This is a genomic window from Aquimarina sediminis (genome assembly GCF_002895435.1).
In the GTDB taxonomy this organism is placed as follows: domain Bacteria; phylum Bacteroidota; class Bacteroidia; order Flavobacteriales; family Flavobacteriaceae; genus Aquimarina; species Aquimarina sediminis.
On record NZ_POYJ01000004.1, the window covers coordinates 81,813 to 107,646 of the forward strand.

Genomic DNA, 25,834 nt, shown 5'->3' on the forward strand with positions numbered 1-25,834 from the left:
TAGAATATCATGAAAAATATATTTAAAAAAACAATTATTACTGCTTTTATTTCGCTCTTCGTGCTCTCTTGCACAGACGATTTTGAAGCATTAAACACAGACCCTAATGGTCTTACTGATGCGCAAAGTGAAGCAGATTTCACTAATGTAGGAGGTCCTTTCAAACCTATGTTTCTAAATCTATACAGATATGATCCTGCATGGCATACACAATTACAGCATAATCTTAACGCAGATACATTTTGTGGATATATGGCTCCTCCTAGACCTTTTGTAGGAGGAACTAATACCACCAATTATGCTTTCGTTGACTTTTGGGATCAATTCCCTTGGGATATCCCCTATTCTTCAACAGGTGTTATGAAAAATGCAGGCTTGGTTAAAGAACGTGGAGAAGAGAAATTTCCATTGATATATGCTGTTGCAAAAATTTTAAGAGTTGAAGGTATGCATCGAGTTACGGATGTCTACGGACCTATCGTGTATTCAAAATTTGGATTAAACCCTACTTTTTCAGAATACGATTCTCAACAAGAAGTATATAATCAGTTCTTTATAGAGTTAGACGAAGCTATCACTACCCTGTCTACTGACCCTACAAATGCGCAGTTTTCAAATTTTGATTTAGTGTATGGCGGGAATTTAGAACAGTGGATAAAATTTGCAAATACATTGAGACTACGTCTTGCCATTAGAATTGCAAAGATTGATGCTGCAAAGGCAAAAACAGAAGGAGAAAAATCATTAGCAAACAGTGGAGGACTTCTTGAGGCTAATACTGATAATTTTCTTATCCAAGGGGGAGCTACTCACCCACTAACAGTTTTCAATTCAAGCTGGAATGATGTACGAATGAATGCTTCTATGGAATCAATACTTGTTGGATATGACGATTCAAGAGGACCAGTATTATTTGAAGAATCAGGAGTAACTCCAGGAGAACTAAAAGGTTTAAGAGGTGGAATGCCTTTATTGCCGGGGTATGCAACTGAATTAGACCAAAAAGAAGATTATGTAGGGTTTTCTAGGTTAGGAGATTCATATATCTCTGATAAAACTCCAACTACTGATATCCAATTAATGACCGCTGCAGAAGCATATTTCTTAAAAGCTGAAGCTGCATTAAGAGGTTGGACTGGTGCTGGAGATGCACAAACTAATTACGAAATGGGGATTTCTACTTCATTTGCTCAACATGGAGTATCTGGAGAAGCTTCAGCTTATATAGCAGATAACACTTCTACTCCTAATGACTATGTAGACCCTGTTAATGCTTCTAACAATTTAAATGCATTAACCAACGTTACGATCGCTTGGGATGCAGGAGCTGATAATGAAACGAAATTAGAGAAAATTATCACTCAAAAGTGGATTGCAATATTCCCTGATGGGCAAGAGGCTTGGAGTGAATTCAGAAGAACAGGGTACCCAAAAATATTCCCAGTAGTTACCAATAATAGTGGTGGTACTGTTGATACTAATCTTCAAGTAAGAAGATTACCTTTCCCTGCTAGTGAAAGAAGTGCTAATCCTCAAGGAGTTGAACAAGCAAGAACACTTCTTGGTGGTCCAGATAATGGAGGAACAAGACTATGGTGGGATGTACCTGGTGGAAATTTTTAATTTGAGTTAGCCACAAATAATTAAATAAAAGAGATGGATAGATTTTCACCTTTCGACTCCATCTCTTTTAATCAAATGCCTTGAAATAATAATAACAATAAAATAATATCAAACTCTTGAGAGCATGATTCAGGAAATTGAATATAAACAAGTAGGACAGTTTGAAAAATCGAAGTTTGAAAAAATTCATAACGAAATCTTTCCAGATTCGTCGATCGCTTCAAAATTAGTTGCACACGAAATTGCAACACTAATCAAACAAAAACAAGAAGAAGGTAAACCTTGCGTACTTGGTTTAGCTACAGGTTCTTCACCAATAAAAGTTTATGAAGAACTAGTAAGTCTACACCGATCTGGAGAGTTAAGCTTTAGTAATGTAGTGACTTTTAATCTAGATGAGTACTATCCAATGGATAGAACACATCAGCAAAGTTATTATCACTTTATGCATCAACACTTATTTGATCATGTAGATATTAACCCAGAGAATATTAATATTCCTGATGGTACCACTCCTCTAACAGAAATGGACCAATACTGTATTGATTATGAAATGAAAATAAAAAAGTATGGTGGACTAGATTTTCAGCTATTAGGAATTGGCAGAACAGGGCATATCGGTTTTAACGAACCTGGATCTCACCCTAATTCTGGTACCCGAATCATTACATTAAATCATGTTACTAGAACAGATGCCTCATCAGATTTTAATGGTTTAGAAAACGTGCCTAAAAAGGCTGTTACCATGGGTATCAATACTATCATGAAATCAAGAAGGGTATTGTTATTGGCTTGGGGTCATAAAAAAGCTACAGTAGTAAAACAAACTATAGAAGGTGAAATTTCATCAAATATCCCTGCAACTTTCTTACAACAACATAAAAATACTACCATAATCTTAGATTCTGAAGCAGCTTCAGAACTAACGCGTATCAAAACGCCATGGCTTGTGGATCAATGTATTTGGAAAGAGCAACTAAAATTTAAGGCAGTTACCTGGTTAAGTCAAGAAGTTAAAAAGCCCATTTTAAAGCTTACTGACAAAGATTATAATGACAATGGAATGTCTGGTCTTTTGGCGGTTGAAGGAACTTCTTACGATTTAAACATTAAGATTTTTAATAAACTTCAGCATACTATTACTGGATGGCCAGGAGGAAAACCAAATGCTGACGATACGAATAGACCAGAAAGAGCAGAACCTGCTAAAAAGAGGGTTCTAATTTTTAGTCCTCATCCTGATGATGATGTAATATCTATGGGAGGAACTTTCCTTAGACTTATTGACCAGGGGCATGATGTTCATGTTGTGTATCAAACATCTGGAAATATTGCAGTTACCGACGATGAAGCATTAAAATTTGCAGAAGTTGCAAATTCTTTTCAATCTAACAGTGAAGCTGATGATACCTATAAAAAAGTTATTGAATTTCTAAAATCCAAAAACCAAGGAGATATTGATATCCCCGAAGTTAGATTAATAAAAGGATTAATCAGAAGAATGGAATCTCTGGGAGCTACCAGATATTTTGGACTAGATGATTCAAAAGTTCACTTTTTAGACCTTCCTTTTTACGAAACAGGAAGAATAAAGAAAAATCCTTTGGGAGAAAAAGATGTAAAAATAACTGAGGATATTATTACACTTTTAAAACCTCATCAGATATATGCAGCCGGAGATTTAGCAGATCCTCATGGAACTCATAAGGTTTGTTTAGATGCCGTTTTTAATGCACTCTCAAACCTAAAAAGTCAAACGTTTATGAATGACTGTTGGGTATGGCTCTATAGAGGAGCATGGCAAGAATGGGATGTATCTGAAATTGAAATGGCCGTACCATTAAGCCCTCTTGAAGTAAATAAGAAAACTAACGCTATTTTATATCACCAATCTCAAAAAGATAGAGTTATGTTTCAAGGTGAAGATTCTAGAGAATTCTGGTTGAGAGCACGAGAAAGAAATAGAAATACTGCGCAACTCTATGATCAGCTTGGATTAGCAGATTATGAAGCAATAGAAGCCTTTAAAAGGTATATATTTTAAAACATTGTGTTTTTGTTTATTAGATGAGTCATTTGCTCAAATAACCCTTCCCTCTATCGCAGAGGGAGGGATTATTTAAAACATTTTAATTCTTCACAAACTTTCCGATAACACTACAATACATAAAATGACACATAAAACAATAGCTAATGATATTATTTGCAGATAGTGGTTCTACCAAATGTGACTGGGTTCTTGTTGATGATGATGGACAACTTATTCATAAGGCTAAAACCGATGGAATAAACCCTCTTTTACTCTCTGGAGATACTATTCTCAACATTATAAAAAAAACAGATCTGATAGTACAAAAAAGTCAGCTCATTAATGAAGTTTACTTTTATGGAGCTGGATGCGGTGAAATTGATGCAAAAAAGAAAATAGACCTTGTGTTGCAATCTATTTTTGAAAATGCAAAACTAATCACCATTGAAGAAGACATCATCGGAGCTGTAAAAGCTACTACTGAAAAGCCTAGTATTGTTTGTATCCTAGGAACAGGAACAAACTGTTGTTTTTATGATGGTTCAAAAGTCATTCAAAAATACCCTGCTTTAGGTTACCTTCTTGCAGATGAAGGAAGCGGTAATTATATCGGAAAAAAGCTAATTAAAGATTATTTCTTAGGCAAAATGCCACAGAATATAGCAACACTTTTTAAAAATGATTATGCTACAGAACTTGATCAACTTCTTGATAAACTATACTGTACTAATCACCCTAATAAATATTTGGCATCATACGCTCAGTTTATTTTTAAAAACAGAGGAGATGCCTATATCGAAAAATTATTAAATATAAGCTTATCCAGATTTATAAGCACTTATCTTTTTCAATACAAAGAAGAACTTTCCAAATACCCAATACATTTTGTTGGATCAATAGCCTACTATTCTCAAGATACTCTAAAAAGTTTATTGGATGACTATGGATATCAAGTAAAAAGTTTTGTCAAAAAACCAATAGACCATTTAGTCAACCGTGTAGTCACACAAAGAACTTCTCTAAAATAAGTTAATAATGAATTTACGAATCATACCTTTCTTTTTTTTAATTTTTATAACCTGTAAAAGTCCCGATAACACCTCTCCTGTGATCGACAAATCATTAAGTATCACTCCAAAACCTCTTAATGTAAAAAAAACTCAAGGGCATTTTGAACTTAATAAAACTACTACTTTCCTATGCCATGAGGAGTCTTCTAAAGTTATTGCAAATTTCTTTATCGAAAAATTAAAAATTTCTACAGGACATTCTTTTTCTATAAGTAATAATGGTGATAACAACAAAAACACCATTCAATTAATAAAAGAAACAAGCTCAGACTTTGATGATGAAGAATATGCTGTTTCTATAACCAAAGATCAGGTAAGTATAAAGGCAAAAACAGACCAGGGATTATTTTACGGTATGCAAACTCTAATGCAACTTCTCCCTCAGTACAACACCACTAATAAGACACAACTTCCTTTTAAGATTCAGGCAGTTGACATAAATGATAAACCACGTTTTGCTTGGAGAGGAATGCACCTGGATGTCTCTAGACATTTTTTCTCTACTGATTTTATAAAAAAACAACTTGATGTATTATCTCTTTTCAAAATCAATAAATTTCATTGGCATCTAACCGATGATCAAGGATGGAGAATAGAAATAAAAAAGTATCCAAAACTTACCTCTATAGGTTCTAAAAGAAAAAATGCAGACGGTACTTTTCATCAAGGATATTATACTCAAGAAGAAATAAAAGAAGTTGTAGCATATGCTAAAGAAAGATTCATCGATGTTATTCCAGAATTTGATACTCCTGGTCATGCAATTGCCATCTTAGCAGCATATCCAGAACTCTCCTGTGAAGACGAAAAATATGAAGTAAGAAATTTATGGGGTGTAGAATCCAGCATACTTTGTGCAGGAAAGGAAGAAACTTATACATTTATTGAAGATGTAATCAAGGAGTTATCATCTCTTTTTCCTTACGAATACTACCATATGGGAGGAGATGAAGTACCCAAAGATCAATGGAAAAATTCTCTAGTGTGCCAAGAGTTAAAAAAACGCGAAGGTCTCAAAGATGAAAAAGAAATTCAAAGCTATTTTATGGCTCGTGTAGAGAAGATCTTGGTAAAATATAAGAAGAAAATGATTGGCTGGGACGAAATTTTAGAAGGAGGTATTACTCCAACTACCAATATTATGTCCTGGCAAGGTGAAGAAGGTGGTATTAAGGCTGCCAATGAGGGGCATGATGTGATTATGACTCCTTCCCAGTTTTGCTATTTTAATTTTTACCAAGGCGATCCAAAAGCAGAGCCTCTGGCATTTGGAGGATACATACCTCTAGAAAAAGTATACAATTACGACCCCATACCGAAAGAAATAGCAGAAGACAAGAAAAAACATATTCTCGGAGCTCAAGGAAACGTATGGACAGAGTATACCTATGAAGACGAAACAATAGAATATCTACTATATCCACGAATACTTGCATTAGCCGAAACTACTTGGACACAAAAGGAAAACAAAGCATATGATAATTTCTTAGATAGACTTGATCCTATATATGAGATATTGGACTACTACAAAATTAATCATCATATCCCTTTACCCGAAGGTCCTACTGCTAATAATATTGTATTTATCGACAGTGTAAATGTTTCATTTTCGACCACACACCCGGTTAAGATGGTATACACTACAGATGGAACAGATCCAAATGCCAATAGTAAAGCATATACAGATCCACTACATTTCACAGAAGATACAGAACTACGAATTGCTTCAATCCTGAAAAATGGGAAAATGAGCAACATTAGAAAAATAACTATAGTAAAAAAGTCCCCTATTGCCCCTATTGGTAAGACTGATTTATCTCAAGGATTAATAATGAAAGAAGTGAAAGGCTATTTTAATAATATCAGTGATATTAGTAATACTACCGAACCACAAACTTCTATCATCAAAAAAATTGAAGATGCTAATACAACTTATCATTGGGGGCATCAAGTAAATAAGGATAATTTTAAAGCTATTTTTCTAGATGGTTTTATTGATATTCCGGAAGATGGAGTGTATTATTTTTCAAGCGCTCAAGATCAAATATGGATAGCGGATCAATTAGTTATTGATTATAAAGAATCATTAAAAAAGCATCCTAAAGAAAATTCGATAGCGTTACAAAAAGGCAAACATAAACTCAAAATAGTATACTTAAATAACGTAGCCAAAGGCTGGGCCACAGATTGGAATACTGTAGAGTTAAAATATAGAAAAGCTTCTGAGGTAGATTATTTGGAAGTTGATGAAAACATGATTTTTCATTAACGAAAAAATAGCCTCGTAATATTCACAAACTCTTTAAATTATTACAGTATGGGCTTACTAAAAAAGTTAAAAATCATATTATTAATGCAGGTGTTTCTATTTTCCTGTACAACTGAAAATCTAATAGAAAACGAAAATTTAGAAACGCAAAATTCAGAGTCTAATCTGAGTTATAAATCCGCGCTTACCCAACCTATTGTACTGGGATATTTTCCTTCCTGGTCAGAAAGTTGGGCTGGTCCCGGACAGGGTTCAAAATTAAGAGATATCCCAAAACATGTTACTCATGTATTTTTAGCATTTGCCAAACCTAATCTTCGTTATCAAAAAGGATCACTGGACATAACGGGTACAGGAATCCAAACTCCATATGATGGAGCCACTTTAAAAGAATCTGTAGCTGCCTTAAAATCAAAAGGTACAAAAGTTATTCTTTCTGTAGGAGGAGAAACATATTGGGGAAGTAATGCTGCATATGATATAGACTATCAACAAATAAAAGACCTAGTTGATGATATGGGGTTTGAAGGTATTGATTGGGATTTTGAACCCAATGGTAGTTTTGCCACAATAGGCGATCCAATAAACGTGCAACGTTTTATCGATTTCTTTACAAATTCGAGAGCTATAATGCCAAAAGGACAATATATATTAGCCTGTGCACCTGCTGGTGTAGGAGCTCTTGGTGGAGTAAACAATAACGATCCCTCTTCTCCATATGCCTATAGTAAAAGGAATGCAGTAACAGGAGAATCTGATGCTAATTTATTTAATGCTACTTCTCCTAATCAAGCCATTAGTTTATTCGGTTTTGCTACAACTGGTCATATGATCCCCGTTATGGAAGCTGTTGGAGATAAAATTGATTTGATAGCATATCAAGGATACAATACAGGTGCGGCAAGTAATCGAAAAATCATGTATGATGCATATAAACATTATTCAAATCAATATGGATTTTCTATAGCCGCTGGTATTCATTATCCTAATGAACCCTGGGGACCCTATTATGAATACACATATCAAAATGTAGCAGAACTCTCTAGTCACATTGCTACCAATAACACTTCTAATGATGGTGTTATGATATGGCAATTATTATTGGGTGATAACACTTCATCTGCTTATGGCTATCTTCATATTGCAAGTCAAATTCTTAATGGTATCCCAGAATCTGAGGCTATTGCAAATGCAGAAAACTATCCAGAATCTCCATATTCTGGAGGCGGTGATGGCGGAGGAAATGGTTCTGGATGTAGTACAGCACAATGGAATGCTTCAACAATTTACAATACCGATCAGGAAGCTGTTTATAACAACAAATTATACAAAGCAAAATGGTGGACTCAAAACGATGTTCCATCATCAAATACAGGAAATGGTAAACCATGGGAACTTGTTCAGGATTGTAATGGAAATGGTGGAGGAAGCAATCAATCTCCATCTGCATCAATTACATCTCCCTCAAATAACCAAAATATAACCGAAGGGCAACCCATAAGCATTACGGCAAATGCTTCTGATACAGATGGTACTATTACAAAAGTTGAATTTTTTGAAGGTACTACTAAATTAGGAGAAGATACAACTAGTCCATACAGTTTTGAATGGACAAATGCGCCTATAGGAAATTATGATTTAAGTGTTATTGCTACCGATAATGACAATTCTACATCTACACCGAGTATCATATCTATTACTATCACTTCTTCTGGAGGAGGTAATGGAGGGGCTTGTAATGGTATAGCTAATTGGGAAGCATATCCTACGGTATACAATACAGGGGACAAAGTAGTGTATCAAGGTGTATTATACGAAGCACAATCAGGACCAATATGGGTAACCCCCGGCAGTGGAGAACACTGGTGGAAAACCATAGGCGCCTGTAATTAAAGATAGTTTTTGATTGTTTTAAAACCCTTTGAGACTGTTTGACCCACAGTTGAGGAGGGTTTTTTACGTATTCACATTATCATCATCTAAGTACAAGTGGTATAAACCTCCTGGTTACTTAGGTTGTTTCCTGTTTTTGATTTTTCTTTATGTATAAAACATTAGCAAAAAGTGTGAGTTTTTTATCTTAATAAGATTTATCAAATATTAGATGCAACTATTATTTCAATTCTATTTCTTCAATTACCTTTTCGATCGCATCATCTCCATCTTTCAAGTCTTCAAGAAGATATTCGTAAAAATCTTTTGACTTTACCGGATAATCTAATTTAAACTCTGGTGTTATACCAATATTCTCATAACTTACTCCATCCAAAGATTCATAAATCATATTGGATAATCCATAAGTCCATCCATTTGGTAGCTTTTTGTGTAAAATATCCGAGAAAACACCTTCTGTTGTAGATCCAATAGTTTTTGAATTTGACACTTCTTTGCTTCCTAAAACTAGTAATTCTGCAGCACTAGCTGTTTGGTGACTTATTAATACATATAAAGTACCAGAAAAAACAGTATCAGATGGAACCAATGTCATCATTTGTTTTTCTGTATACCCCTTGCCTAATCTTACTTTTTTTGTACAAATCGGTGTTTCTTTTTTAACAAAATGGTTTAACATTTCTACTGAAACGTCATCAAACCCTCCTCCATTAAACCTTAAATCAATAATGCAAGCTTTTGCTTTTCCAAGAGTTTTGACTATTGAGTCCATTATAAAACGTGTACCTTCTCTTACATCATCATGATGATTATCACTCCTATTTAGGTTCTGCCACCATTCTTTCCAAAACTCTTTTTTGGATAAACTATCTGCAATATTATAATGAGCAAACCCAATCATATTCGAAGTCTGTAAATATCCAATATCTTTGTTTATCATTCCCCATTTAAAATCACCCCGATTATACAGGTTTACATTTTTCACATACTTTTCAATTATTTTGTTTTTTACTTTTTTTTCTAACCCTTCCGGAATTTCTTCATTAGTATCATTTTCATCATTTGTCAATTGTTCTTCATAACTTTCTTCTAGTTCATCGGGTAAATCAATCGATATATGCCCATCTTTTATTTCACCAAGCATTTTCTCAAAGACTAAGTACAATTCAATAGGTTTAGTATCAGTATTAATCTGGGACTCATACTTCTTATACATGTTATTCCAATCGATATTTCTCTCTTCGAAATAACAATATTGTTCATTAAAGGTATTCCATAAAACCTCAAAATTGTATTTTGGATCATTTGCCAATTTCTCTTTTACATTTACTTCATAATCTTTACTAGTTCGATAAAGTTTAAATGTTTTAACACCATCCTTAAGAAGTATAGTGTCGTTTGATAATGTATCGACAGTATAATACTTAAAAAAATCAGTTGCCTTATTATCTGATCTAGGTACATTTCCTACCGAAGAGATATGATAACTTTTAATGATACTATCTGTAATGGTTATTGCTTTACCAAATCCAAGATATTGCCAATTTCCATTTAAACCAATTTCTTCCTTTACATTATTTTTATTCTCATGTGTTTGACAAGAAATTATCAGAAAGAGAGAGAAGGCTATTATAACTAATTTATTCATTATGGTTTTTATTTTTAGTAAAGAGTACAAAATCAATCATTTGTTACAGTCTATAAGTCTCTAACGACATAACCCTTACTGTTTTATCAACATTTATTTGGGCTAACAAATCAAAAAAACTCTTTTTTTGCAAATTAAAAATACATTAAATAAAGTCTTCTTGCACTTATTTCGCATTATCAAATTATTGAAAAAGCAATATTTCTTGTACTTAAATGTTATTTTATCATTATAAGTTCCTCTCGTACATTTTTATTTTTTGTACGAGAGGACTTACATACTTTCACTTGGGTTTCCCCCCTCTACATCTCTAAATTGTTTTATTTCATGATTTTTACATCCCTTCCATGTAAGGGCTGTTCGCTTCGATAATTATCTATTGGCATAAGATCTCGTAATGTAAGTACTTGTTGTAATGATACTGTGATGGGATTTTTAAGAATAAACCAGTTTACTCCTTCAGTACAAGGTGGCGTTGTTAATGAACCTTTATAAGTATAGTAACTTTTGTTTTCTGGTAAGTTTTCAGTCAAATCAAACGATTCATTAACTTGTTTTACTTCTCCCTTCTTTATAGGTAGAAAGCTTTCAAGAAACTCAAAAGGTGTACTATTCTCTCCTTCTTTTGCCATTACGGCTACTACTAAAAACTCTCCTTTAGTACTAACGTGAACCATATGTATTACAATAGGATAACGAATACCATCAATAGTATGTTCTGCACTTTCATGAAAATGAATTTGTTTTAATACATATTTATTCTTGTTATAATTAATATAATCTCCTTTTTCAAAATTATATTGAATAGAATGACCATTATTAATCACCTCATGTATTTTGGTTTCTTTGGCATAGCGTATATCCAGAGGTTTTAATTTTTTATCTACCACTGCATCTATAGTTATTATATTAATTGGTGATTGAAACGTACCTCCACAATCTGAATCCTTTACTATTTCTGCCCAGTGTTCTGGTCCAGTTTCTCCTTTGTAACTCCAATGTTTTTCGTTCTCAAGAGCTTTGGGTAATTTTTGTTTATGATCTACAACTTCTTTTGATATTACATCAAGAGGTTCTTTTTTACTATTGCTACAGGATGTAATAACTACGACTAACAAAAGTATTTGAATGATGTATTTTGTTTTCATGATATCTTAATTAATATGATATTTTAATGTTGTTTGCATGATGCTGTTAGTTATAGAAGTATTATTCTCTAATGGAGTATAATCACTCATAACACCTATACCTAATGATCCATTTTTAATAATCGGGTATGCTATACCAGTGTAAAACCAATTTTGATTGACTGCTCTTGGAACTATACCTTTTTCGGTATTTAACCAAATCTCATCAAAAGCGATAAAACTTATTTTTTTTATTTCCGTGACTTTCAGTAAAACGATTTTCCAAGTAAAACGATAACGGAACCATGTTGCAAATTTTGTCGCACTATCAGAAGATAATGGGAAAGGTTGTTCAATAAATCGTTCTTCAAACCTAAATCGATGGTCAAATTTTGATTTTCCTAAATGATTCAAAAATGATACTTGTTGCCAAACATTGTTTTCATTAATTTTTTTTATAGTCCTAAAATTTTTGGCGAATGAATATCCCACAGAAAAATCAACTGCCTCAAACGGTCTATAATGAATAGAAGGACGAATAAGTATTTGCTGCCAATTACTTACAAAATCTGTTCGTCTTATATGTGCTTCGTTTTTTACATAAAGCTCATCATTAAGATGGTAATCTACAATGAGTGAGTTCCAGACACTATAATGCTGATTATCAGAATCCTGAGAAAAGGAAAATAATGGAACATATAACAATAGATATGCTATTTTTTTCATAATACGGTATTTATAAAATTAATTGTTCTAGTGTTAGGTATCTGATTCTATATCAAACACCAGCTTAAGAATAACCGCTATTATGATCCTATTTTAAGTTGATGATAGAGAATATAAATTTTCTCTTTGATGTAATTTGAAGTGTAATTTTGTACCCCATTAGAAGTATCAAGAGGTATATTTGCTTTTTTTGAAGTAAAAGTAATGCTACCAAAATAGTCTCTGGTATCTTCTTCTCTATCTACTTCTTCATAGGTGTTATTACCTTGAATATTTTCTTGAAAACTATCCTCAAAATCACCTTGATCAACGTATACCCTATCTATAGAATATGGTAGCGTACTATTGCTTGTATGATATGAATATATTCTATTACTATTCGAGAAGATTAATAGTAATAACAGTAGTTGAGCTATATAATATTTTTTATATAAAAAAAACATTATTGGTTTTGAGAATTAGATTACAAAGTTATGGAGCTTTATGAACATTTGGAACCTTATCTGTCATTTTATTCTTTTTTTAGGGCATTTATAATACCCTCACTTAATGCTTTATAAGTAAAAAAGCTACCGAATTCGGTAGCTTTTTAGTATCCTTTGAGAGTAATCAAAGTTAACGTTTTTTGAATATTAAATTAAGTACAAACAGAATAAGAATTGCTCCTATAGCTCCAGTAAGTATCGCTCCTACCCAACCAGTACCCAAGTTAATACCCAGTTTTCCTAAAAGCCAGTAACCAACAAAACTACCGACAATTCCAACTATAATGTTTCCTATGATTCCTAAATCGCCACCTTTATATATGGTACTACCTAACCAACCCGCAACTGCGCCAATGATAATCGTAACAATTAATTCCATATCCTAAGTTTTAAATTACTAATAAAGTGTTAATATATTCAAAAATAAGAACTTATCCGATACGTTTAACATTTTGGATCTATCCCATTTGATTAACTACTACCTCAATACCCTTTATGACTTCAATCAATGTATTTACCTATTATAGCTATAGTGGTTTTTGGTTTGAAGAGTTAATCAAATCAATAATAAATGTTGAGCCATAGACATATACCTCATACAAATTAGAGGTTATACTTCTACTCAGAGCTAGTTTCTATCCTCCTTTGCGAGTACTTAGTGTCACAATTGTTTTTTTTTTGTTTAGAACAAAAATCATCCATTTTCTTTTGAGTACTTTTTCATCAAAACAGATATTACATTGTAACGATGTAACCTTATACATTATAATAATATAACTTATACTGTCTTCAAATTACTTGACAGTTGATTATTTTATTTCACCATAAATATAGAAACATATTAATCAAAGACTGGTAATAATTTTAAGCTTTCATTTTTACAAAGAAGAAGAAGGTATTTTTTGTCTCCTATAATAATAGTTTCTACTCCTTTAAATTGTAGTCCTTGTAAAGCAGGTAACTTTGCAGAGAAGTTAAGGGCATCTTCTTTATTCCTCATAAGGAAATATCCTTTATTAGCATCATATCGTACGGTTTCTACTTCTGCCTCATATAAAGATCCTACACCAAAAACATCATTGATCCCATCATTGTTAAAATCAGAAACTACAAAATCTGTGGTAGGTCCAAATTGAGCCTGCGCTGGTAATGGTTTTATATTGAAGTTACCTTTTCCATTATTAATCAACATCATAGTATTAAAATTAGTAACCGTATAATGTGTGGCTTCTCTCAAATCCTGCTCTCCGTAAATATCTGATAAGGAAGCGTCAGCAAACTCTCCATATGTCTTAAATTTATTTTTTAACATTGGTAACTGTTCAGAAGAACACTCTTTACCTCTTACTGGTAATAGAACTCCTGTTTTGGACTCCTTACTTAATATCACATCCATATTCTTATTCTGATCAAAATCTTTAGCATAAATATGTAATGGCTTATCTGTTTTGGGTTGAAACTTAGTATTCTGTCCCATATTACCTATCAAGTAATCCTGATCTCCATCATGATCTATATCCACAGGTTGTATCTTAAAGCACCAACCAGATGTATTCTCTAACCCATTATCTTCTTTTTTTATAAAAACACCTTTTTTGTTCTCAAAAACAGTAATAGGCATCCACTCTCCTACTACAAAGAGATCATCATCCCCATCTTGATCATAATCAGAAAAGACTGCATTATTAACCATTTTTAGGGTGTCAAATCCTTTTGAGACTTGATCTGTTACATTTATAAATTTTCCTGATTCATTTTTTAGCATGTAGGAAGGATAGGATAATGGATATTGTCCTGGTATCACTCCCCCACCTACAAAGAGATCAAGATCACCATCTTTATCAAAATCTGTTGCCGTAATCGAGGTAGATACTGTCTTTATTTGTGGTAGGATATCTACTCTTGCAAAATTGCCTTTGCCATCATTGGCATATATTCTATCCATAAGCCATTTACTATTCTCATTATCTTCATAACTACCACTGGTAACATATAAGTCCTGATCTCCGTCATTATCCATATCAAAAAACAGTGCCTGATTGTCTTCAAAATCGATATCTTTTTCAAATACTGTCGTACTTGATGCTCTAAATGTTCCATCTTCTTGCTGGATATAAACGGCTGCAGCTGCACCTTTAGCGTTTCCGACAAAAAAATCATCCTTTTTATCATTATTTACGTCACCAACAATAAGTGCCATTCCTTTTTCACTCTGTTTTTGGGGTAATAATAACTGTAGTTGATAATCATCAAATTCACGTTCACTGTTTTTATAATTCACGCCAAACTCTGTTGCATCCACCAAGGTAGTTCTCGCTTCATCCTTCTTTCTGATATCCTTATTTATTGCATCTTTCTGGCTAATGGTTAGTATCTGGTTACTTTCTACATTCCGTAGTATCGTGCTTTCGCTTAGCGACCATTGTACATGTATACTATCAATTGTGGTCCTATCTCCAACTCCAAAATGTAAGCGCTGACTCACAGAAGACTGAAAACCTCTTACGGAATAAAACTCCTTAGACTGTTGTTGATCTTTGGTATATATATTAACGATAGCACCTATACTATTAGGGTTTTTCTCGGTACCTGATAATTTTATTGAAATAAAATTATTGTTTTGATTATTTTTATACACCCCAGCAGTATCCATTTGATTATTAATAACAAGATCTAAGTCTCCATCATTATCCAAATCTGCATATGCTACCCCATTAGAGTTAACTCTCTTTTGCAGTCCCCATTCTTCGGTAACAGGCAAAAAATCTAACCCTCCATTATTCATAAACATCTTATTAGATAACTGGGTAGAAGGCATCATCTGTATTGCTTGATCCAGAGTTACCTTTTTTCTATTACGAATATTGGTCTTCATTTTATTTCTAAAATCTTGATTGGAAAGATCATGGAGAATCCCATTAGTAACAAAAAGATCGTTATAACCATCATTATTAAAATCCGCTAATACCGGTCCCCAACTCCAATCCGTTTTTGATATTCCTGCCTGTTGTCCAATTTCGCTATACACCCCATCACCCAGGTTGAGCTGTAACATATTAGACATATACTGATAATGATATCCTGCATCTACCAAAGTATTAAAGTTTTCGGTACTCATAGTTGCCATATTTTCCTTGCTTCTCTTATGATCTGCTGATACCATATCTAACACTACAAGATCAGGTTTAAGGTCATTATTTACATCTGCAAAATCAGACCCCATACTATTGGCAGTGATATGATCAAAAGTGGTAAGAATTGTGTTACTAAATGTACCATCCTGATTATTGATGTATAGAAAATCTGATTCCAAAAAATCATTTGCTACATAAATATCTGGCCAATTATCTTCATTAAAATCACCAATAGAAGCACTAAGTCCCCATGCTTTATTAAGTATCCCTGATTTTTGGGTAATATCCTGATATTTTCCATCAATATTTTCAAAGAGTTGATCGGTACTCTCTGGTTGATAATCCATTTGTACTCTGGGATCAATAGTGACATTATTATTAAAGTCAGGTCTATGGTTGACCAAGTAAATATCTATATCACCGTCTTTATCAAAATCAAAATAATATGCCTGAGTTGAAAACGCACTCGAAGCTAACCCGTATTCGCTTGCTTGTTCCAAGAAAGTTCCATCCTTTTGATTGATATACAACTGGTTTTTTCTTTTTTTACTACTTTTTAGGGATCCTGATTTACAGACATAGATATCTAACCATCCATCTGTATTAATATCTACCATAGAAACACCAGTAGACCATCCATCTTGATCTACTACTCCTGCCTTTTTTGTGATATCTTCAAACACAAAATCTCCTTTATTAAGATACAGCTTATTTGTCCCCTGATTAGAACTGAAATACACATCTTCAAGCCCATCATTATCAATATCTCCAATTGCTACTCCCCCTCCGTTATAGATATATGAGTAATTCAGAAAATTAAAATATAATGTCTCTTCAACTTTATTCTTAAAGTTAATATTGCTATGAACTCCAGAAACTAGCTCAAACATCTTGGGTTTCTGTTTTTCATGTACACCCTTCTTTTCTTTTTTTTGAGAATCTGAACACCCAAAAAAAACAAGAACTAATAGTAGCAGGCAAAATATAGTACGCATGATTTTTTTTAAAATAATTTTGTATTCCTTATTGAGAATTCTGAAAGTAAGGAACATTTTTTTTGATTATAAACTTATCTCCTAAACAACATATTTTGATAGACAAACAACACTTATTAATACATGAAGATAGACAAAATAAAAATACATATTTTCTTGCAAAAAGGAATAAGAATACAAGAGTTGTAGATATTTTACAAATATTGTATTTTGGTCAGATACGAAACTTTCTTTTTTTAATAAAACATTTAATAGTTTGCGAATTCTAAAACTTGCTTTTTTTACAGTATTATTTCTTGCCTTTGGTTGTAAAAACCAACAATTACAAACCAAACATAAATTCACCAATGGACTAATTAATGAAACGAGTCCATATTTGTTACAGCATGCCCATAATCCGGTAGACTGGAGACCGTGGAGTGATAATGCTCTAAAAGAAGCTGCCGAAAAAAACAAATTGCTTATCGTAAGTATTGGATATTCTTCTTGCCATTGGTGTCATGTGATGGAGAAAGAAACTTTTGCCGATGAAGATGTTGCCAAAACTATGAACGAAAACTTCATAAATATCAAAGTGGATAGAGAAGAGCGTCCTGATTTGGATCACCTATATATGACCGCAGTACAACTCATGCAAGGTAATGGAGGCTGGCCTCTTAATGTAATTATCCTTCCAAATGGTAAACCTGTATATGGTGGTACATATCATACTAATGAAGAATGGAAAGATATCTTAGGTAAAGTTGCGGATTTATATCAACAAAACCCCGAAAAACTCAATGAATATGCAAATAAAATTTCATCTGGCATACAAGATACGAACCTGATTAAACCTGAAAAAGATAGTACTAACTTATCCAGGGACAACCTTGATCTTAGTGTAAAAAACTGGCAAAAAAAATGGGATCATGAATGGGGCGGAAATCTAGAAAATCAAAAATTCATAAAAGCCCATAACCTTGATTTCTTAATAGATTATGCTACACTAACGACTAATGACACTATAAATAATCATGTGACAAACACTTTAAATAAGATTGCCTCTGGTGGTATTTATGATCATATAGGAGGGGGCTTTTTTAGGTACAGTACTGATCCCCATTGGAAAATTCCTCATTTCGAAAAAATGCTTTATACCAATGCACAATTAATCAGCTTGTATTCTAAAGCTTTTCAAACCTATAAAAAAGTAGCATATAAAAATGTGGTAGTAGAAACTATTGATTTTTTAGAACGCGAAATGAAAGGCAAAGATGGAGGATATTATTCTGCTATAGATGCGGATAGTGAGGGTGAAGAAGGTATTTATTATCAATGGAAAGAAGAAGAGTTAAAATCTATCCTAAAAGAAGAATCTGATCTCTTCTTGGTATATTATAAACTAGAACCATCTGATGACGACAAAAATAAAACCAATTTCATTTTAACACAATCGTCTAATGATAGTGTTTTTATAGCTCAAAACGATCTTTCTATTGATCACCTTACTTCGCTAAAAAAGAAATGGCGTAAATCACTTCTTAATAAAAGACAAAAAAGAACGCATCCTGCTTTTGATGATAAAATCATTACTTCCTGGAATGCATTGTTGATTAATGGTTTTATTGATGCCTATAAAGCTATTGGAGAAAAAGAATATTTGGATAAAGCCATCGCACTTTATGATTTTATTGAAAAAAATAATACAGCAGGTGATTTCTTAGTCCATAGTTTTAAAAAAGGAGATAAACAACAAGAAGGATTTTTAGAAGATTACGCCTTCTTAATCGATGTCAATATCAACCTATTTAGTGTCACTACGGAAACAAAATATCTAGATCGAGCAAATGAACTCAATACTGTTGTCTCCAAATATTTTGCCGATTCGGTAACCGAAATGTATAAATACACCAAGGAAAGTAAACTTATCTCTACACTCATTAAAGTAGATGATGGAGTGATCCCATCACCCAATGCTGTTATGGGGCATAATTTAAAAAGACTTGGTGTTCTAAATTACAATACTGATTTTACAAAAACATCCAAACAAATGCTATCTTCAATGGCAGAATATCTAACAGATAATGCAAAAGATTTTTCAAAATGGAATGCTTTGCAGCTTCATACTGTTTACCCGTTTTATGAAATTGTTATTGTTGGAGAAAAAGCGGATTCTATAGCCAAAGTTTTTAACGTCCGTCATATTCCTAATACTATTGTGGCTGCTAGTACTCATAAAAGCTCACTACCGGTATTTAAGAATAAATATGTCGAAGATGCCACTTTTATCTATGTCTGTCAGGAAGGCTCTTGTAAACTCCCAGTTCAGACCGTAGAACAAGCACTAAAACAATTATAAAATAAAATTAAAAGCCACGGACGATTATAATCATCCGTGGTGCAAGAAGGACAAAAATAGGTTTCGCAACTATTGATGAAACCTATTTTTGCATCTCTTAATACATTCCTCCAGAACTACCATTAGCAACATATATTGTTTTATGTTTCCAAGGTGTCCAGACTCCATCTTTTCGTGCCCTAACTTTCAGGCTTACATATCCGCTCTCGTGCGGACTAAGAAGTATACTACTATGGGTAGATCCATGAATCTCTGACGTAGTATATGAAGGTGTAAGAATGCTCCACTCCCATTCATCAGCTTCAATATTACTATGTACAAAAAATTTAGAATATAGTTTTCCTCCTATCCAGGCATAATGTAATTCTACTCCTATCGACATAAGGAAAAAAGGTTGTGGTACAGGTGCACATTGTAAATCATAATCTACTGTAAATGTTGAAACATTTGGTAGCGTGTCATTTTTCACTACATTTTCGACTCTGTATAACTCTATAGTTTCTGATGTCAATAAATCAATAAATTCTGTATCAGACATCATATTGGATACAGCGCCTGCAGATAACCAACTGTCTTTTACAATCCATTTGGTAGTATCACCTGGTCCGTCTTCCCAACCTATAAGTGTAAATGCGTGGTAGGATAATGTTTCTATACTTGGAGTGGTATAATTCTTGAATTTTTGTAAAGTATATTCTGAACCTATCTTTTCGTTATTGACTTTAATGACAACCGGACCTTTCTCAATAATGATCTCTTTTAGATCTTTTACAGTAGGAATTATATCCATCGGTATTGCAATTACATCATCGACCGATAAATAATCATCTTCTGTAACAAAATCCCCACAGGTATCCAGAACTTCATATGTTGTTGGCGGTTCATCTATAGCAGATACCACAAAATTCCTTCCATCATTAATACAGTTCATAGCTTTTAACCTAAAACTGTTGTATGCAGTATCAAACCAAGAATCTACTCCTGGCAAAAAAGTACTTGGCATATACTCAAAACTACCAGGGATATGTTTAGGAATCTCAAATCCAGATTCGAGTACTGTTTTATATGCGTTCATATCTTCACTAAACACCTTCATATCCAAATATGCATCAGAAAGTTTTAATGGAGACATCTGATCATATTCTATCATATAAGTAGTTTCTATCGCTGCATTAAATGCAAAAGATAAACATGGTCCTTGAAAAGGTTGTTCTCTATGCGCACTGGTAAAGTTTCTCATCCCAGTAGCTGTACGGACAGCTGCCCATGAAAACTCACAGGGCAATTCTTTCTTTAGTGGTCTTTCTTTTATCGTCTGATAATCCCCATTATATTGAGAATACAAAGATTGGGTTAATACTATCCCAATCAACAAAAATAGTTTTGTAGTTTTTTTCATTTAAATAAAATTTTAGTTATCCCTCTATCCTATTTGATATTTCTATACAAATGGAATTATATATAGGTTCGAGAAATAGTATTTTATTACCCACTTTATAGGACTAAAACTTGTTTATAATCTGATTTTCACCTCTTCTTAGTACTTTAAAAAAGTTGAAATCACAATTTTTATTTTTAATAGAAGAGGAATTGATTTATTCTATATTTGGACCAGAAGAGATTAAAACTGAGTTGGTCAATAATTTGATGCTCGTCAAGAACAATGAATACACTGGATTTAAATACTCTAGGTCTATTACATCCACTTTTACTATAAAGGTTTATTCCAAATCCATAGGTTTTTATTCCCTATATAACCACTTATATAGTCTAAAAATTCATCGGCTATATCACTTTTAGCCTCTAAGTCTAATGTTTGATATATCTGCTCTATAAAATGTACCGTATCATAGGTGTTTTGTTGAGACAAACCGTTTTCTTTATATCCTGTTATGCAGGAATATCCTTTTGTTGTCAGTTTATCAAAATTCGAACCATCAAAACGACTTATGAGTTGTTGTATCTCATTAATTAATTCGGATTCTAATGATGTTAGATTTTCTTTTTTGGTAACTGGTAGTATTTTGCCATTAACAATAGGAATCATTATTGTTGTAAACATATTAGTAATACCACCTTTAGAAAGTAATAAATTTGCCAAATCATCAGGGGATTCGACTTTTTGTAAATGATAAGATGGTTGATGATCTATATATGTAAAACAATAATAATCTCCTACAATGGTTATGTTTTCATTTAGTTTAGAATCCCTGCCTTTAATTGGTACTCCTGAGGGTTGATGGATTTGCAATTCTTCGTTTAAAAAACTGTTTTCTCGATCAAAAAGTATCCATTCCCACAATTCTTCGGTTGCAAAATTACCTTCTATTTCTTCAAAATAAATAGCGGATAATTGTTGTAATATGGATGTTAAATTATAGTTCATTGTTTAAATTTCTGGTAGTACTTTACCATCTCGACTTACCTTTTTTAAAATCCATAGAAGACCTTCTAATAATACCTTATGACTTGTTACATATTCATCCTTTTTCTCTTTATTTACAAGAGTTAGTTTAGGATAAGAAACCATATAATTATCTAATTCTTTTTGAATAATTACAGGCTCTATAGCTTTGCTGAAATACACTTCAATCATTTTAGAATTTACCAGATTGATTTCTGCTTGTCAGTATCTACTTTTCAAATCTAGTAATAAATCCTCCATATCCAATAGTTACTGGTTTACTGATTAGCTCAATCGTTTTGTTGTGTTACTTTTATCTTGGTAATATTGCTTAGGTCTATATCAATAATTGTCCCGGTATCTCCATAGCAGATTAAATGCCCATCTACCACTTCTGCTTTATTGATAGGGTTTGAAAATGTAAAAAATATAGCCCAGTTGAGTTCTCCTGTTAATGCTGTAGAAGCCACATATCCTTCATTACCCATACCACCATCACCAAATACAAATTTTTGGTTTTGATATTCAAAGGCTCCGTGAAAAATATCAACCTCTGTCCAGATATCATCATCATACTTTTCTATACTCTCGAGTGTCGTGTCACAGAGAGGCGACCAGTATTGCTTGGTTTCTCCATTATTCGGATCGTAGATACTGTATACACTCCCTATAATGAAATCCCCTTCTCCCATAACGATACAATCAAAACCGGGCAAATAACCTTGTTTCCATTTTTCTTGTATTTTATGATGTAGCATATATTCTAGTTCGTTAAAATTTATTTTTTCTATTTCTTGAATAAAGTATTGTGGTAAATCTTCTAAGAACTGCTCTACTTCTTTTATTTTTTTTGATACAAAATCAGCATCATTAAGTAATTTAATGTCTATCTTTTCTATCTCACTTGGTTGTAGCATAGTATTAAACGAACTACATAATTGATATTTAAAACCGATTGATTCTTTACCAACACTTAGGTACACCAATGCATTTAAGAAATGAGGTTTTACAGTTTCGTTAGACCATTGGTACTCATCAAAATCCAATTCTAATCGCCATTGCTTGTTTCCTCCCCAACTAGCGTATTCAAACTGGCAAATAATAGGTAAAGGGTGCTGAAACTCTTTTTCTTTTAAAATTTGTTCATATTCAGGGGTTATACATTGCTTTATTTCAGAAAACTGTTCTCGTAACAAACTATTGAGTTCGGTATAAAACTGGCTTTTTTTTACATTCTCTAAATCATCCATATCTTATATCAATTTTGTCCAACTTTTATAATACCAATCGTCTTCAGTAGGTAGTTTATGCTCTGAGCAATCAAAGGTTTCTTGTACAGAAAAGATGTCTCCTTTATCCATAGCTTCCTTTGTCCAAATATCTAATAGGTCATGTTTACCATTTAATTCGACTAATTGTTCTTTTATTTTATTAAAGCAGTATATCCCTCCAAACATACCATTTCCAAAAGGACTATAATTAGAATACTTGCAACTCAAACAGGTTTTTAGATAGATATTTTCGGGCAATTGATTTTGCAAAGCTATTAAGGCATCTTCCATCCATTCTAATTTCTTTTTAACTATAAACTCTCCAAAAGAAGTGGTCAATATCAGGCAATCTATTTCGCTTTCTAAACCATCAATTGTTGTCGTTTCTCCTACTTCTATATATGCGGTAAGGTTTTCTGTAAACGTTTTATTGGTTTGCGCATTAAACAGTTGTATGGGTATGTTAACTGTTATTTTGAAATTAGTCAAGTCACCTGAACCATCTTCATATTTTTCATAATCAAATTTGGTTTCATCAATCTCTCCTGATAGCATTTCAAAATCATGTCCTTCAAATTCTATATCTCTTAGCGTAAAGTACATATCACTACCGTCTGATTCTATATCGATCGTTTCTGTTCCTCTTTTATCTTGGTATGTTGCTATGTATTTTCGCATCGTACTTTTTCTTCAGTAATATTATATTTATTGTCTACTTATATCCATATATAATTACAGAGCCATTGTTTTGCTCAAAAGGGATATTTAGGTTGTTTAGTAATTGAATCAATTCTTCTGTTTCATCTACTATTTTTGGTGACACCAAACGCCCTTGATATTTTTGGTGTTTAGGTCTTATTTCGAGCCATTCTATAGTAAAAAATATAGGAAGTCCCTCTTCCCAATAGCTTGACCAGTTTCCAAAAAATGCAGGTTCATTTTCATAATCATTAAACCTAAATTTAGCTTTATCCCACTGAATTAATTTTTCGTTATATGCTGGCGGGAAGGGCAAACCTTCTATCCCTTGTTGTAATTCAATCCACTTAGTATCGTTCATTATGGATGACAAGTTTTTACGTACTGCAATTTCTTTAATTTGTTTTTTCAGTTTTACAATATCCTTATCATTTTCTGTAAGATATTTGTATTTTTCATACAAGGTTAACCCTAATGAATTAACTGACCTGTATATGTTTTCTTTGTTGTCGCTTTCCATAATCAACTGTTTTTCCTTTCTCCAATTCCTATACTTCCATTAACACCTATAATCAATACGTTTCTGCTTTTGGGGTTTACAACAGTATTCATTTCATCTTCGTACATAAATGGAATCCAGTATTTGTATAAGGTTTTCCAGTTTGTTTCTGTTGCTGTATATCTACCCCAGAAGAAGTATATGATGTCATCATCTTTCCAGTCAAGTCTATGTTTTACGTTTTTTTCAAATGCAGGATAATCACCTTCATTCCAACTTGCACCCCAACTCCACTCCTTTGCAAAAGATATAACATTATTAACCTTCCAATCATTATCTGATTTTACTAGTATTAAATGCCGGTGTTTTTCAGAAACATATTCATTCCAAAGTTGTTTAGAATAGTTTTCGGTTAGCGGTTTTACTCTATTTGGAATCGAATCATTGTCATTAAAAAAACGTTGTGAACACTCAACAAAAAATTCCTTAATATAAAACCAGTCTTTAAAATCTATGTACTTCTTATTTTTTTGAAGCACTCCTAGTTCAGTTTGTTTATCCTTCCACTTTTTTATGGCAGATGCGACTGAACCATTCTCCATCAGCAATTGCTTAGCCTCAGTTAAGCCAATACTTAATTCGTCTCTAATATGTTTTATTTTTTCAATACTCATTTAAAACATCAAATTAATGAAGGTGATCTTTATTCTTGATAATCCAGCACTGTGTATTTAATATTTTCGTACGCTATAAATTCTTTTAAGTCCTGTAAGTTTTCCCATAAATTACTAGTATCGTACCTACAAATGTATACTCCGGCATTTTCAAAAGAGATACTAATATTTGGTATTTTACCTTTATTGTTAGAGAGTCTAAAATCCCAAAACATAATAGTATCAAACACGTGCTTTTTGTCGAATTCTTTTTTAGCTTCAAGTAAACTTTGAATCTCACAAATATGTTTTTCAGAAAATTCTGCAATTATTTTATATTCAAACCCCATTAATCTCCTAGTATTTTTATTTCAGTTCCTTTGCCAGAAAAGTATTGCAGCAATGTGCTAAACTCTAAAATATCGATTGTCTGTTGTTTGTTTGCATTCAGGTCTGTCTTATTTATATAAGCATCAATAATTTTTATTAGTACTTTTTGATTATCAACGGTTAGCTTAGTATCTCCATAGGGATCAATATAAACTCCAGACCATTGTTTGTATTCATTAAATATTACTTCAAGATGAGTGCATTTGGAGTCGTCGAGTCCAAACAAATACTCATTACTATCATGTCTATGAAAATCTAATGCCATATGCTTAACTTGAAAATATACTTTTAATCCCATCAAAAATTTTCCAACAGGTTTTTCTATCTAATCCTTCAGGGTGGCTTACTTTCCAATGTCCCATACTGGCTTTTAGTGTTTGATGCATCGAAAACAGTTGATATACCAGTTTTTTTTCTATTACAGATTCATTAGTGTAATGTTCTTCTAAACGCTTTAATGCTTTTAAAAATTCGGTTATTCTTTCTTCTTCTACATCAAAACTCATTCTAAACAATACATCTAAACCGTCATCTGAAACAAATTCTTGATGTATATGTTTTTTGGCTTCTTCTATGGTCAT

At 32.7% G+C, this 25,834-nt stretch carries 22 protein-coding genes; 6 read left to right on the forward strand and 16 right to left on the reverse strand.

Annotation, left to right across the window (positions count from 1 at the left end):
- Positions 1–9 precede the first annotated feature (9 nt).
- The 5 genes from C1X07_RS11060 (at position 10) to C1X07_RS11080 (ending at position 8,884) form a co-directional block, all read left to right on the forward strand.
- Positions 10–1,623, forward strand: coding sequence for a RagB/SusD family nutrient uptake outer membrane protein (locus tag C1X07_RS11060; RefSeq protein WP_103070082.1), 1,614 nt, complete (start codon positions 10–12; stop codon positions 1,621–1,623).
- A 124-nt stretch (positions 1,624–1,747) separates the two neighbouring features.
- Positions 1,748–3,667, forward strand: a complete 1,920-nt coding sequence (gene nagB, locus C1X07_RS11065; protein ID WP_103070083.1) for a glucosamine-6-phosphate deaminase — start codon at positions 1,748–1,750, stop codon at positions 3,665–3,667.
- Between the two features lie 149 nt (positions 3,668–3,816).
- The gene (locus tag C1X07_RS11070; RefSeq protein WP_103070084.1) at positions 3,817–4,680 is read left to right on the forward strand and encodes an N-acetylglucosamine kinase; all 864 of its coding nucleotides are present in this window, start codon (positions 3,817–3,819) and stop codon (positions 4,678–4,680) included.
- 7 nt (positions 4,681–4,687) lie between these two features.
- On the forward strand, positions 4,688–6,991 hold the full coding sequence (locus tag C1X07_RS11075; RefSeq protein WP_103070085.1) for a family 20 glycosylhydrolase: 2,304 nt from the start codon (positions 4,688–4,690) through the stop codon (positions 6,989–6,991).
- A 48-nt stretch (positions 6,992–7,039) separates the two neighbouring features.
- Positions 7,040–8,884 (forward strand): Ig-like domain-containing protein, encoded by a 1,845-nt coding sequence (locus C1X07_RS11080; protein WP_103070086.1) that lies wholly within the window; start codon positions 7,040–7,042, stop codon positions 8,882–8,884.
- A gap of 220 nt (positions 8,885–9,104) precedes the next feature.
- Here C1X07_RS11080 and C1X07_RS11085 read toward each other — a convergent pair whose 3' ends face one another.
- The 6 genes from C1X07_RS11085 to C1X07_RS11110 form a co-directional block, all read right to left on the reverse strand.
- Positions 9,105–10,532, reverse strand: coding sequence for a S41 family peptidase (locus C1X07_RS11085; protein ID WP_103070087.1), 1,428 nt, complete (start codon positions 10,530–10,532; stop codon positions 9,105–9,107).
- Positions 10,533–10,852: 320 nt separating this feature from the next.
- On the reverse strand, positions 10,853–11,680 hold the full coding sequence (locus tag C1X07_RS11090) for a carbonic anhydrase (protein ID WP_103070088.1): 828 nt from the start codon (positions 11,678–11,680) through the stop codon (positions 10,853–10,855).
- 6 nt (positions 11,681–11,686) lie between these two features.
- On the reverse strand, positions 11,687–12,385 hold the full coding sequence (locus C1X07_RS11095) for a DUF2490 domain-containing protein (protein ID WP_103070089.1): 699 nt from the start codon (positions 12,383–12,385) through the stop codon (positions 11,687–11,689).
- Between the two features lie 80 nt (positions 12,386–12,465).
- Entirely contained in the window at positions 12,466–12,828 is a 363-nt protein-coding gene (locus tag C1X07_RS11100; protein ID WP_103070090.1) for a hypothetical protein, read from the reverse strand.
- A 172-nt stretch (positions 12,829–13,000) separates the two neighbouring features.
- Positions 13,001–13,249 (reverse strand): GlsB/YeaQ/YmgE family stress response membrane protein, encoded by a 249-nt coding sequence (locus C1X07_RS11105; protein ID WP_103070091.1) that lies wholly within the window; start codon positions 13,247–13,249, stop codon positions 13,001–13,003.
- Positions 13,250–13,711: 462 nt separating this feature from the next.
- On the reverse strand, positions 13,712–16,999 hold the full coding sequence (locus C1X07_RS11110) for a VCBS repeat-containing protein (protein WP_103070092.1): 3,288 nt from the start codon (positions 16,997–16,999) through the stop codon (positions 13,712–13,714).
- A gap of 256 nt (positions 17,000–17,255) precedes the next feature.
- On the opposite strand from C1X07_RS11110, the gene C1X07_RS11115 reads away from it, so the two are divergent.
- Complete coding sequence (locus C1X07_RS11115; protein WP_164914144.1) at positions 17,256–19,337, forward strand: thioredoxin domain-containing protein; 2,082 nt, start codon at positions 17,256–17,258, stop codon at positions 19,335–19,337.
- Positions 19,338–19,434: 97 nt separating this feature from the next.
- Here C1X07_RS11115 and C1X07_RS11120 read toward each other — a convergent pair whose 3' ends face one another.
- From C1X07_RS11120 to C1X07_RS11165, 10 genes are all read right to left on the reverse strand, one after another.
- The gene (locus tag C1X07_RS11120) at positions 19,435–20,736 is read right to left on the reverse strand and encodes a C1 family peptidase (RefSeq protein ID WP_103070094.1); all 1,302 of its coding nucleotides are present in this window, start codon (positions 20,734–20,736) and stop codon (positions 19,435–19,437) included.
- A gap of 312 nt (positions 20,737–21,048) precedes the next feature.
- Entirely contained in the window at positions 21,049–21,723 is a 675-nt protein-coding gene (locus C1X07_RS11125; protein WP_103070095.1) for a hypothetical protein, read from the reverse strand.
- A 3-nt stretch (positions 21,724–21,726) separates the two neighbouring features.
- Positions 21,727–21,933: a hypothetical protein gene (locus C1X07_RS11130; protein ID WP_103070096.1), complete on the reverse strand. Its 207-nt coding sequence runs from the start codon at positions 21,931–21,933 to the stop codon at positions 21,727–21,729.
- 98 nt (positions 21,934–22,031) lie between these two features.
- Positions 22,032–22,991, reverse strand: a complete 960-nt coding sequence (locus C1X07_RS11135) for a hypothetical protein (protein ID WP_103070097.1) — start codon at positions 22,989–22,991, stop codon at positions 22,032–22,034.
- 3 nt (positions 22,992–22,994) lie between these two features.
- Entirely contained in the window at positions 22,995–23,690 is a 696-nt protein-coding gene (locus C1X07_RS11140; RefSeq protein WP_103070098.1) for a DUF6304 family protein, read from the reverse strand.
- 34 nt (positions 23,691–23,724) lie between these two features.
- Complete coding sequence (locus tag C1X07_RS11145; RefSeq protein WP_103070099.1) at positions 23,725–24,231, reverse strand: DUF6678 family protein; 507 nt, start codon at positions 24,229–24,231, stop codon at positions 23,725–23,727.
- Positions 24,232–24,233: 2 nt separating this feature from the next.
- The gene (locus tag C1X07_RS11150) at positions 24,234–24,884 is read right to left on the reverse strand and encodes a DUF2947 family protein (protein WP_103070100.1); all 651 of its coding nucleotides are present in this window, start codon (positions 24,882–24,884) and stop codon (positions 24,234–24,236) included.
- A gap of 29 nt (positions 24,885–24,913) precedes the next feature.
- On the reverse strand, positions 24,914–25,213 hold the full coding sequence (locus C1X07_RS11155) for a hypothetical protein (RefSeq protein ID WP_103070101.1): 300 nt from the start codon (positions 25,211–25,213) through the stop codon (positions 24,914–24,916).
- Positions 25,213–25,518 carry a hypothetical protein gene (locus C1X07_RS11160; protein WP_128755247.1) on the reverse strand — a complete coding sequence of 102 codons (306 nt, stop codon included), beginning with the start codon at positions 25,516–25,518 and terminating at the stop codon, positions 25,213–25,215. The genes C1X07_RS11155 and C1X07_RS11160 overlap by 1 nt, the downstream gene beginning before the upstream one ends.
- A gap of 4 nt (positions 25,519–25,522) precedes the next feature.
- Positions 25,523–25,834, reverse strand: a complete 312-nt coding sequence (locus tag C1X07_RS11165; RefSeq protein WP_103070103.1) for a hypothetical protein — start codon at positions 25,832–25,834, stop codon at positions 25,523–25,525.